At 65.0% G+C, this 6,252-nt stretch carries 11 protein-coding genes; all 11 read left to right on the top strand.

What is annotated here, in order from left to right:
* The first annotated feature begins 204 nt into the window (after positions 1-204).
* The 11 genes from GGQ61_RS21470 to rpmC all read left to right on the top strand — a co-directional run bounded on the left by GGQ61_RS21470 (position 205) and on the right by rpmC (position 6,248).
* Positions 205-1,032 carry a GIN domain-containing protein gene (locus GGQ61_RS21470; RefSeq protein ID WP_183777107.1) on the top strand — a complete coding sequence of 276 codons (828 nt, stop codon included), beginning with the start codon at positions 205-207 and terminating at the stop codon, positions 1,030-1,032.
* 304 nt (positions 1,033-1,336) lie between these two features.
* A complete protein-coding gene (gene rpsJ / locus GGQ61_RS21465; RefSeq protein WP_056018070.1) occupies positions 1,337-1,645 on the top strand; it encodes a 30S ribosomal protein S10 in 309 nt (102 codons plus the stop codon).
* A 14-nt stretch (positions 1,646-1,659) separates the two neighbouring features.
* Positions 1,660-2,415: a 50S ribosomal protein L3 gene (rplC, locus tag GGQ61_RS21460; RefSeq protein WP_183777106.1), complete on the top strand. Its 756-nt coding sequence runs from the start codon at positions 1,660-1,662 to the stop codon at positions 2,413-2,415.
* Positions 2,415-3,053: a 50S ribosomal protein L4 gene (gene rplD, locus GGQ61_RS21455; RefSeq protein ID WP_183777105.1), complete on the top strand. Its 639-nt coding sequence runs from the start codon at positions 2,415-2,417 to the stop codon at positions 3,051-3,053. The genes rplC and rplD overlap by 1 nt, the downstream gene beginning before the upstream one ends.
* Positions 3,053-3,352 (top strand): 50S ribosomal protein L23, encoded by a 300-nt coding sequence (locus GGQ61_RS21450; RefSeq protein WP_056018075.1) that lies wholly within the window; start codon positions 3,053-3,055, stop codon positions 3,350-3,352. Before rplD ends, GGQ61_RS21450 begins: the two co-directional genes overlap by 1 nt.
* 4 nt (positions 3,353-3,356) lie before the next feature.
* The gene (gene rplB / locus GGQ61_RS21445; RefSeq protein WP_183777104.1) at positions 3,357-4,193 is read left to right on the top strand and encodes a 50S ribosomal protein L2; all 837 of its coding nucleotides are present in this window, start codon (positions 3,357-3,359) and stop codon (positions 4,191-4,193) included.
* 3 nt (positions 4,194-4,196) lie between these two features.
* Positions 4,197-4,475 carry a 30S ribosomal protein S19 gene (rpsS, locus tag GGQ61_RS21440; RefSeq protein WP_183777103.1) on the top strand — a complete coding sequence of 93 codons (279 nt, stop codon included), beginning with the start codon at positions 4,197-4,199 and terminating at the stop codon, positions 4,473-4,475.
* A gap of 2 nt (positions 4,476-4,477) precedes the next feature.
* Positions 4,478-4,858 (top strand): 50S ribosomal protein L22, encoded by a 381-nt coding sequence (gene rplV / locus GGQ61_RS21435; RefSeq protein ID WP_056018081.1) that lies wholly within the window; start codon positions 4,478-4,480, stop codon positions 4,856-4,858.
* A complete protein-coding gene (rpsC, locus tag GGQ61_RS21430; RefSeq protein WP_183777102.1) occupies positions 4,858-5,616 on the top strand; it encodes a 30S ribosomal protein S3 in 759 nt (252 codons plus the stop codon). Before rplV ends, rpsC begins: the two co-directional genes overlap by 1 nt.
* A gap of 9 nt (positions 5,617-5,625) precedes the next feature.
* Positions 5,626-6,054, top strand: coding sequence for a 50S ribosomal protein L16 (gene rplP / locus GGQ61_RS21425; protein ID WP_183777101.1), 429 nt, complete (start codon positions 5,626-5,628; stop codon positions 6,052-6,054).
* Positions 6,054-6,248, top strand: a complete 195-nt coding sequence (gene rpmC / locus GGQ61_RS21420; RefSeq protein ID WP_183777100.1) for a 50S ribosomal protein L29 — start codon at positions 6,054-6,056, stop codon at positions 6,246-6,248. Before rplP ends, rpmC begins: the two co-directional genes overlap by 1 nt.
* The last annotated feature ends 4 nt before the right edge of the window (positions 6,249-6,252 follow it).

Raw genomic sequence — 6,252 nt, 5'->3', positions numbered from 1 at the left:
GCGTCGTGGCCAAGATCGTCGAGTAAGCGATCTAGCCACAGTCGACAGACTGAAGATCAGGCCGCCGAGGGAAACCTCGGCGGCCTTTTCGATTTCCGCTTTTGCTGCAGGATGACGCCGAAGTCATGACCCGGAATTAAGCTGACCAGTGCTGCCGTGCGGCCTACCGTCCTGATCAGGTTGTTCAGCTAGGCGGAGAAAGACATGCGTCTTCCGGTGATCATGATCGGGCTCGGAGCCGCGATGGCGGCGGGCGCGGCGCACGCGCAGTCGGTCGAGATCAAGGACGCCGTGGTCCGCGTCACAGTGATCCCGGAGGCGCGCAGCGACATCAAGGTCGAGTTCCTCTCGACGCACCCCAAGCTGCCGGTTCAGGTCCGTCAGGTCGGCGACAAGGTGGTGGTGGACGGTGGCCTGAATCGGAAAATCCGCAGCTGCGAAGGCGACGGCGTCCGGGCCTCGGTCCACGTCGCCGGCGTCGGGTCGATCGCCTATGCGAATATGCCGCAGGTTGTGATCCGAACCCCGCGCGACGTGAATCTCGACAGCGGCGGCGCGGTGTTCGGCACGGTCGGCAAGTCCGCCAGCCTGGCGCTCTCGAACGCTGGCTGCGGCGACTGGACGATCGCCAACGTCGCCGGCCAGCTCAAGCTGAACGAGGCGGGCTCGGGCGACACCTATGTCGGCAGCGTGGGGCGAGCCAGCTTGCGCGTCGCGGGTTCGGGCGACATCAAGACCCAAGCGGTCAAAGGGCCGATGGACGTCAACATGGCCGGATCTGGCGACGTCTGGGTCGGTACCCTCGAGGGGCCCCTGGACGTGAAGATCGCCGGCTCCGGCGACGTCAAGGTCGCCAGCGGCCGGGTAGCGGCGATGACTGTTTCGGTGGCCGGGTCCGGCGGCGTGGTCGTGGATGGCGCGGCGGACTCGCTTAAGGCCCGCATCGCCGGGTCGGGCGACGTCAAGGTGAAGGCCGTGAAGGGCGCTGTGTCGAAGGCGGTCCTGGGCTCGGGCGACGTCGTGATCGGCTAGGGCAGGGGCGCGCCGTTCGGGCGACCCTTGACGTCGGCGAGTCACCCACGTATAGACGCGCCTCCTGTTGGGCCGGCTGTGTGCTTCGAAGTGATTTGAAGCACAGACGCGGTTCGCAGAACGGCCCGGAAACCGGTGTAAACCGGCACCTTCGGGCGGGGCCCTCGCGAACTGTTCGCGCGGGCTCACGTCGTTTTTGCGGACTTACGCGTACGAGCGTCTCCTATGAGGCGCTCGGGTTGGTCTTTGAAATGGTCAATGTCACGCGGACGTTCGTCGTCTGTAGGGGAAACTAAAGAGCGATATGGATCGTCAGAACATCCGCATCCGGCTCAAAGCCTTCGATCACCGCGTGCTGGACCATTCCACACGCGAGATCGTCAATACGGCTAAGCGCACCGGCGCGACCGTCCGGGGGCCTATCCCCCTGCCGACGCAAATCGAAAAATTCACCGTCAACCGCTCGCCGCACGTCGATAAGAAGTCGCGCGAGCAGTTCGAAATCCGCACGCACAAGCGCGTGCTCGATATCGTCGACCCCACCCCGCAGACTGTGGACGCGCTCATGAAGCTCGACCTGTCCGCCGGCGTGGACGTCGAGATCAAGCTTTAAGAGGGGATCGGTCGATGCGTACCGGCGTGATCGCCAAGAAACTGGGTATGGCTCGCTTCTTCGATGAAGGCGGCGTCCATGTTCCGGTGACCGTGCTCAGCCTCGAAGGCTGCCAGGTTACGGGTCAGCGCACCCAGGACAAAGACGGCTATGTGGCCCTCCAGCTCGGTGCTGGCGCCAAGAAGGCCAAGAACACTTCGAAGGCCATGCGCGGCCATTTCGCCAAGGCTCAAGTCGAGCCGAAGCGCGAGATCGCGGAATTCCGCGTCACCGAAGAGAACCTGATCGAAGTTGGCGCGGAGTTCACCGCTGACCACTTCGTCGCCGGCCAAAAGGTCGACGTCACCGCCCTCACGGTCGGTAAGGGTTTCGCCGGCGCCATGAAGCGCTGGAACTTCGGCGGCATGCGCGCGACCCACGGCGTCTCGGTTTCGCACCGGGCCCATGGTTCGACCGGTAACCGCCAGGATCCCGGCAAGACCTTCAAGAACAAGAAGATGGCCGGCCATCTCGGCCAAGAGACCGTCACCACCCTCAACGTCACCGTCTGGAAGGTCGACGCCGAGCGTGGCCTGATCCTCGTGAAGGGCTCGGTGCCCGGCACCGAGGGCACCTTCGTGAAGATCCGCGACGCGGTGAAGTCGGCTCGTCCGGCTGAAGCCCCGGTCCCGGGTGGCTTCCGTAAGGCTGGCCAGGCGGCTGCGGCTCCGGCTGCTGAGGCTCCTGCGGTGGAAGAGGCTCCGGCCGAAGCTGGGGGCGAAGAACAGTAATGAAACTCGACGTCATCAAACTCGACGGCGGGAAGGGCGGTTCGGTTGAACTGTCCGACGCCGTCTTCGGCATCGAAGAGATCCGCGGGGACATCCTCCAGCGCATGGTCACTTGGCAGCTCGCCAAGCGCCGCGCCGGCACCCACAAGATCCAGGTCCGCAACGAGGTCTCTCGTACGGGCAAGAAGATGTACAAGCAGAAGGGCACCGGCGGCGCTCGTCACGGTTCGCGCCGTGCGGCCCAGTTCGTCGGCGGTGCCAAGGCTCACGGGCCTGTCGTGCGCAGCCACGCCTTTGACCTGACCAAGAAGTTCCGCGCTCTGGCCCTGCGTCATGCGCTGTCCTCGAAGGTCAAGTCGGGCGCTCTGGTCGTCGTCGACAGCGTGGCCCTGACCGAGGTCAAGACTTCGGCCCTGCGCGCCAACTTCGACAAGATCGGCCTGAAGAACGCGCTGGTCATCGCCGGGGCCGAGGTCGACGCGAACTTCGCGATGGCCGCTCGCAACATCCCGAACGTGGATGTGCTGCCGAACGCCGGCCTGAACGTCTACGACGTGCTGCGTCGCAAGACCCTGGTCCTGACCAAGGACGCGGTCGAAGCGATCAACGCGCGCTTTGCTGAGAAGGAAGCTGCGTAATGGCCGACCCCGTCGCCCGCCACTACGACGCCATCCTGTCGCCGGTGATCACGGAAAAGGCCACTCTGCTCTCGGAGCAGAACAAGGTCGTCTTCCGCGTCGCCAACGATGCGACGAAGGATGAAATCGCCGCCGCTGTCGAGGCGCTGTTCAAGGTCAACGTCACCAAGGTGAACACCTTGGTGGTGAAGGGCAAGACCAAGCGTTTCCGCGGCCGTCCGGGCCGTCGCTCGGACGTCAAGAAAGCTGTCGTGACCCTGGCCGAAGGCCAGTCGATCGACATCACCACGGGGCTCTAGTTCGATGGCTCTGAAGCAATTCAATCCGACCTCGCCGGGCCGTCGCGGCCTCGTGCTGGTCGACCGGTCCGAGCTCCACAAGGGCCGCCCGGAAAAGTCGCTTGTCGAAGGCCTGACCAAGTCGGGCGGCCGCGGCGGCAACGGTCGTATCGCCGTCCGCTTCCGCGGCGGCGGCGCCAAGCGTCTGTACCGCAAGGTCGACTTCAAACGTCGCAAGTTCGACGTGCCGGCCACGGTTCAGCGTCTCGAGTACGACCCGAACCGCACCGCGTTCATCGCCCTCATCAAGTATGAGGACGGCGAGCTGGCCTACATCCTGGCCCCGCAACGCCTGAAGGCCGGCGATGTCGTCATCGCCGCCGAAAAGGCCGACGTGAAGCCGGGCAACGCCATGCCGCTGCGCGGCATGCCGATCGGCACGATCATCCACAACATCGAGCTGAAGCCCCTCAAGGGCGGCCAGCTCGCTCGTTCGGCTGGCGCCTACGCCCAGCTGGTCGGCCGTGACGCCGGCTACGCCCAGATCCGTCTGGGCTCGGGCGAACTGCGGATGGTTCAAGACACCTGCATGGCCACGGTCGGCGCGGTGTCCAACCAGGACCACATGAACCAGGTTCTGGGCAAGGCCGGCCGCACCCGCCACATGGGCTTCCGCCCGCACGTCCGCGGCGTCGTCATGAACCCGGTCGACCACCCGCACGGCGGAGGTGAAGGCCGCACCTCGGGCGGCCGCCACCCGGTCACTCCGTGGGGCAAGCCGACCAAGGGCTCGAAGACCCGCACCAACAAGGCGACGGATAAGTACATCATCCGTTCGCGTCACGCTCGGAAGGCTCGCTAAGCCATGACCCGTTCCGTTTGGAAAGGTCCGTTTGTCGACGGATACCTCCTCAAGAAGGCCGACAACGCTCTGTCGTCGGGCCGCAAGGACGTCATCAAGACCTGGTCGCGCCGCTCGACCATCATGCCGCAGTTCGTCGGCCTGACGTTCGGCGTGCACAACGGCCAGAAGCACGTCCCCGTGCTGATCAGCGAAGACATGGTCGGCATGAAGCTCGGCGAGTTCGCTCCGACCCGGTACTTCCCTGGCCACGCGGCCGACAAGAAGGCCAAGAGGAAGTAACCATGGCAAAGCAAGCTAAAGCGCGCCGGCTGACCGGCGTTGAGGCGATGGCCAAGGTGACGACCCTGCGCACCAGCCCGCGCAAGCTGAACCTCGTGGCTCAGTCGATCCGCGGCCTGAAGGTGCAGCGCGCCCTCAACGAGCTGGAGTTCAGCCACAAGCGCATCGCCCGCGATGTGCGCAAGGCGCTCTACTCGGCCATCTCGAACGCCGAGAACAACCACAACCTCGACATCGACAACCTGGTCGTGGCCGAGGCCTTCGTGGGCAAGAACCTGGTGATGAAGCGCTTCGCCGCCCGCGCTCGCGGTCGTGCTTCGCGCATCGAAAAGCCGTTCAGCGAGATCACCATCGTGGTCCGCGAATTGGGTGAGGCCGCCTGATGGGTCAGAAAGTCAATCCGGTCGGGCTTCGCCTCGGCATCAACCGCACGTGGGACTCGCGCTGGTTCGCCAAGAAGGCGGACTACGGCAAGCTCCTGCATGAGGACATCAAGATCCGCAAGCAGCTGAAGAAGCGCCTGTATCAAGCGGGCGTTTCGCGGATCATCATCGAGCGTCCGCACAAGAAGTGCCGCATCACCATCTATGCCGCGCGCCCCGGCGTGATCATCGGCAAGAAGGGCGCGGACATCGACAAGCTGCGCAAGGACGTTGCGGCGGTCACGGAAGGCGAAGTTCACCTGAACATCGTCGAAATCCGTAAGCCGGAAACCGACGCCCAGCTGGTGGCCGAGAATATCGCCCAGCAGCTCGAGCGCCGCGTCGCGTTCCGTCGCGCCATGAAGCGTTCGCTGCAAAGCGCGATGCGTCTGGGCGCCAAGGGCATGCGCATCGAAGTGGCCGGCCGTCTGGGCGGCGCCGAAATCGCCCGTACCGAGTCGTACCACGAGGGCCGCGTTCCGCGTCACACCCTCCGCGCCGACATCGACTACGGCGTGACCGAGGCCTCGACCACCTACGGCATCATCGGCGTGAAGGTGTGGGTCTTCAAGGGCGAGGTCCTGGACCACGACCCGATGGCTCTCGACAAGCGCCTGGCCTCGGAATCCGGCCCGGCCGGCGAGGGCGGCGGACGTGAACGTGGCGACCGCGGTGACCGCGGCCCGCGCCGCGACCGTCGTGAGCAAGCTGGAGCCTAAGGTAGAGCCATGCTGTCTCCGAAGAAGACCAAGTACCGTAAGCAGTTCAAGGGCAAGATCCACGGCGTTGCGAAGGGCGGCTTTTCGCTGAACTTCGGCTCCTACGGTCTGAAGTCCGTCGAACCGGAACGCATCACCGCTCGTCAGATCGAAGCGGCTCGTCGGGCGATCACTCGTCAGATGAAGCGCCAAGGTCGCGTGTGGATCCGGATCTTCCCGGACGTTCCGGTCACCGACAAGCCGGCCGAAGTGCGGATGGGTAAGGGCAAGGGCGCGGTCGAGTACTGGGCTGCGCGCGTTCACCCCGGCCGCATCATGTTTGAAATCGACGGCGTGCCGGACGATGTCGCTCGTGAAGCTCTGCGCCTCGGCGCGGCCAAGCTTCCCGTGAAGACCCGCATCGTCACCCGCATCGACGCCGCGGTGGAGCACGCGTGATGAAGATCGACGATATCCGGGGCATGACGCCCGACCAACTCGGCGAGGCCCTGCTGAACCTGAAGAAGGAGCAGTTCAATCTGCGCTTCCAGGCGGCGACCGGCCAGGTCGAGAAGACCCACCGCGTGAACGAAGTCCGCAAGGACATCGCGCGGATCAAGACCGTCCTGCGCGCCAAGCAGACCGCGGCCTAAGGAG

This window comes from Phenylobacterium haematophilum (assembly GCF_014196295.1).
In the GTDB taxonomy this organism is placed as follows: Bacteria; Pseudomonadota; Alphaproteobacteria; order Caulobacterales; family Caulobacteraceae; genus Phenylobacterium; species Phenylobacterium haematophilum.
The sequence above is the reverse complement of the archived record's forward strand: the minus strand, read 5'-3'. Positions and strand labels throughout refer to the sequence as shown.